This is a genomic window from Marinobacter sp., from assembly GCF_014859525.1.
In the GTDB taxonomy this organism is placed as follows: Bacteria; Pseudomonadota; Gammaproteobacteria; order Pseudomonadales; family Oleiphilaceae; genus Marinobacter.
In genome coordinates this window covers 1-4,367 of sequence record NZ_JACUUB010000131.1, presented here as the reverse complement: position 1 = coordinate 4,367, position 4,367 = coordinate 1, and the positions used below count along the sequence as shown (strand labels likewise).

General features: G+C 58.2%; 4 protein-coding genes. 2 read left to right on the top strand and 2 right to left on the bottom strand.

The annotated features are described in order from the left end of the window. Positions 1-194: 194 nt before the first annotated feature. Together IBX51_RS14465 and IBX51_RS14460 are read right to left on the bottom strand one after the other, a co-directional pair. Positions 195-1,361 (bottom strand): isovaleryl-CoA dehydrogenase, encoded by a 1,167-nt coding sequence (locus IBX51_RS14465; RefSeq protein WP_291832010.1) that lies wholly within the window; start codon positions 1,359-1,361, stop codon positions 195-197. A gap of 50 nt (positions 1,362-1,411) precedes the next feature. Next, positions 1,412-1,852: a MerR family DNA-binding transcriptional regulator gene (locus tag IBX51_RS14460; protein WP_291832009.1), complete on the bottom strand. Its 441-nt coding sequence runs from the start codon at positions 1,850-1,852 to the stop codon at positions 1,412-1,414. Positions 1,853-1,958: 106 nt separating this feature from the next. Here IBX51_RS14460 and IBX51_RS14455 point away from each other — a divergent pair, with 106 nt between their 5' ends. Together IBX51_RS14455 and IBX51_RS14450 are read left to right on the top strand one after the other, a co-directional pair. Then, the gene (locus IBX51_RS14455; protein ID WP_291832008.1) at positions 1,959-3,107 is read left to right on the top strand and encodes an acyl-CoA dehydrogenase family protein; all 1,149 of its coding nucleotides are present in this window, start codon (positions 1,959-1,961) and stop codon (positions 3,105-3,107) included. 244 nt (positions 3,108-3,351) lie between these two features. After that, positions 3,352-4,367: sodium-dependent transporter (locus tag IBX51_RS14450; RefSeq protein WP_291832007.1), on the top strand; the 1,016-nt coding region annotated here is incomplete at its 3' end.

The window sequence follows — 4,367 nt, the reverse complement described above, 5'->3', positions numbered from 1 at the left end:
AAACCGCTACGAGCACATCCATGTGCGCTTCTCTCAGGCCATCCTTGGCCTTCGACATTTCCGGAAGGGCATCCCGCCAACCCCTTGGCATGCTTTGGGTGCGGGATTCTCGGAAAGACACCCCACCAGGCCCTCGTCGTACTTTGGGTGCTGGCTTCCTGAACACTCTGGAAGCCCCTGGCTTGGAACGGCGTTTACTTGTTCAGGAACAGCTCGCGCCCGATCAGCATCCGCCGGATCTCCGACGTACCAGCGCCGATTTCATAAAGTTTGGCATCCCGCAGCAGGCGGCCAGTCGGGTAGTCGTTGATGTAGCCGTTGCCGCCGAGCAGCTGGATGGCGTCCAGGGCGAGTTTGGTGGCCATTTCGGCTGAGTAGAGGATGGCGCCGGCGGCGTCTTTGCGGGTGGTTTCGCCGCGGTCGGCGGACATGGCGACCATGTAGACGTAGGATTTGGCGGTGTTCATCCAGGTATACATGTCGGCCACTTTGCCCTGTACCAGTTCGAATTCGCCGATGGCCTGGCCGAATTGTTTGCGTTCGCGGATGTAAGGGACGACCACGTCCATGGCAGCTTGCATGATGCCCAGCGGGCCGCCGGAGAGGACGAGGCGTTCGTAGTCGAGGCCGCTCATGAGCACTTTGGCGCCGTTGCCTTCGCCGCCGAGGATGTTTTGACGGGGGACTCTGCAGTCTTCGAATACCAGTTCGCAGGTGTTGGAGCCGCGCATGCCGAGTTTGTCGAGTTTCTGGTGACGGCTGAAGCCTGGTGCGGCGCGTTCGACGATGAAGGCGGTGACGCCTTTGGAGCCGGCTTTTACGTCGGTTTTGGCGTAGATCACGTAGGTGTGCGCGTCCGGGCCGTTGGTGATCCACATTTTGGTGCCGTTGAGCACGAAGTGGTCGCCTTCGTCGCGGGCACTGAGCTTCATGGAGATGACGTCGGAGCCGGCGTTGGGCTCAGACATGGCGAGGGCGCCGATGTGTTCGCCGCTGATTAGTTTGGGCAGGTATTTCTGTTTCTGTTCTTCGGTGCCGTTGCGGTGGATCTGGTTCACACACAGGTTGGAGTGAGCACCGTAAGACAGGCCAACGGAGGCGGAGGCGCGGCTGATTTCTTCCATGGCGATCACGTGCGCCAGGTAGCCCATGTCGGAGCCGCCGTATTGTTCGCCTACGGTGATACCCAGCAGGCCCATGTCGCCCATTTTCCGCCACAGGTCCATGGGGAACTCGTTACTGCGGTCGATTTCCTCGGCACGGGGGGCGATTTCAGTGGCGGCGAAGCCGTTGATCTGTTCGCGCAGCATGTCGAGGGTTTCGCCGAGACCGAAATTGAGTTCTGAGTATTGTGATTTCATCGTTGGCTGCCTTGTTGTTATTCAATCGGGGTCTGTTTGCTCCGCCACGGTCAGGTGGTGGTTGGTTCGGATTCTTTGGCTTTGATGCCCTGCTGTTTCTTTTTCTTCTGCAATTCGTCCAGTGATTCTCGGCACCGGGCTTCGGCGGTGTCTATTTCCATTTCGGCCTGCACGATATCGTTCTTCTGCTGTTCGAGCTGGTCCCGCCGGGCGCCGAGGATTTCCAGCATTTTCAATAACTGCTTTTCGTTACCGGTCAGGGTTTCATCCCACAGATCAAACAGTTCTTTGGTTTCCGCCAGGGAGAAGCCCATGCGCTTGCCCCGGAGAATCAGCTTCAACCGAACCCGGTCTTTGGTGCTGAAGATGCGGGTCTGGCCCCTTCGGGCGGGCTTGAGCAGGCCCTGATCCTCGTAGAATCGGATGCTTCGGGTTGTTACATCGAACTCCTGAGAGAGCTCGCTGATGCTGAAGGTTCTTTTTTCGTTCATCACGATTTCCTTTTTAGACCAAGGTTAGATAAAGTTTACGTAAACGTAAAGCGGTTTCCGGCAACCGGATTTGCCACAAGCGAACGAATAACAACAGGTGAGTGATATGACCTACCACGCCGATCAAGAAGAATTGGCCATGTTTCGGGAGTCGGTGATTAAGGCTCTGGAAGCCGAGGTGAAACCGCACTACGAAGCCTGGGAGAAAAGCGGCATCGTGCCTCGGGAGCTCTGGAACACCCTGGGCAACGCCAGTTTACTGTGTGTCGATGTGGCGGAAGACTGCGGCGGCATTGGTGCGCCTTTCCAGTTTTCTGTGGTGGTGGGCGAAGAAATGGCCCGCATGGGCTTCGGGGCGTTGTCTACCAATGTAATGGTGCATTCGGACATCGTCGCGCCTTACCTCAGCCACATCGGCAGCGAGGCACAACGCCAGCAATGGTTGCCAAAGATGGTGTCCGGTGAAGCCGTGGGCGCCATCGCCATGACCGAGCCGGGTGCCGGCAGCGACCTGCAGGCGATGCGCACCAGTGCGGTCAAGGACGGCGACGACTACATCCTGAACGGCTCCAAGACGTTTATCACCAACGGCCAGCATGCCGATATGGTGATCGTCGCCGCCAAAACCGACCCGAAAGCCGGTGCCCGTGGCATCAGTTTGTTCCTGGTGGACACCTCACTGCCGGGCTTCAGCAAGGGCCGCAACCTCGACAAAATCGGCCAGCACTCGGGCGACACCTCCGAGCTGTTCTTCTCAGACATGCGCATTCCCTCATCCGCTTTGCTGGGCGAGGAAGGGCAGGGCTTCATGTACCTGATGCGCGAACTGCCCCGCGAACGCCTGGTGATCGGTGCCTTGGGTGTCGCCGCCGCCCGAGGCTCGCTGGATCTCACTATCGCCTACGCCCAGGAGCGGATGCTGTTCGGCCAGAAGCTGGCCCAACTCCAGAACACCCGCTTCGAAATCGCCCGTATGGAAACCGACTACCGCATCAACAAGGCGTTCGTTGACCAGTGCATCCGCGAATACGAAGACGGCCAGCTCGATGCGCCGACCGCGTCCATGGCCAAATACAGCGCCACCGAAATGCAGTGCCGGGTAGCCGATGGCTGCTTGCAGCTGTTCGGCGGCTACGGTTACACCACCGAATATCCAATCTCCCGGAACTTTATCGATGCCCGGGTGCAGCGGATTTACGGCGGTACGTCTGAGGTCATGAAAGAAATTATTGCTCGTTCGGTGCTTGGGCGCTGAGGGATCTGGCTTGGGCTCCTGGCCTTCCCGTTTTGCGGGCGGGCTTGCGGGGTGGCTGTTGGGCATCGGCGGGTAGTCGCTTGATAAAAGCACTTGTCGTTTTTGCACCCGGGAAGGGAAAGGCTCGATTTGGTGCAACGCTCACGCTTATTTCGGAGAGCTTCCGTTGACGTTGATCATGCACGGTAAGCGATGATTTGCTAGGCTCTCGTGCAACCAGGACATGCCAACGGGAGCGCCACGGGTGACAAAACGCCACGAATTTATTGAAGAATCCCGAAAACAATGGAGCTCAGAGCCAGCGTTTATTTTTTCCATGGCGGCCGCAGCCGTGGGGCTCGGGAATCTTTGGCGCTTCCCCTACATGGTGGGGGAAAACGGTGGTGGCGCCTTTGTGGTGGCGTATCTGCTGGCGCTGGTCGTGGTGGTTCTGCCGATCATGATCCTGGAAGTTGCTGCAGGCCGGCTGTCTGAGGGCAGCACGGTTCAGACCTTCCGGCAGGTCAACCGGTTTGGTGCCATCTATGGCTGGTTTGTGGTGTTGATTACCATGGCCATCACCAGTTACTACCTGGTTATAACTGGCTGGACGCTGGGTTATGCCGTGGATGCCGTCACCGATGATCTGCGCGTATTCAGCGAATACAGCGAAGGCTATAACTCGCTCTGGTACTTCCTGATCGTAACCGTGCTGGCGGCCATTATCCTGGCGCGGGACGTCAAGGCCATCGAAGTCTTCTCGAAAATGCTGATGCCGGTTTTGTTGCTGGTGATGATCGGGCTCATGCTGTTTGCCTCCACCACGCCCGGCTGGGAGCAGACCAAATCCTTCTTCTTTGATGTCGACTGGGGCCGGCTGGCGGATGGCCGGTTGTGGGCCTTTGCATTTGGTCAGGCGTTTTACACCCTGGCCATCGGGCAGGGCTATCTGGTGACTTACGGCAGTTTTATTCCCCGCAAAACCCATGTGCCTCGCGCCTGCCTGGTGGTGGCCGGCACCGAAACCAGTGTTGCCTTGCTGGCAGGCTGGATGATCTTCCCGTTTGTGTTCAGTCTGGGCATGGAGCCCGCCGAGGGCAGCCAGCTGGCGTTTGTGACCATGCCCCAGGTGTTTGAGGACATGCGCGGGGGTTACTGGATTGGCATTCTGTTTTTTGGCTTGTTCTTCATGGCCGCGTTCAGTTCCAGCCTGGCGGGTCTGAAAGTGATGATTGCCGCAGTGGCGGAAGAGTTTCGCATGAGCAATGCAAAGGCTGTCAC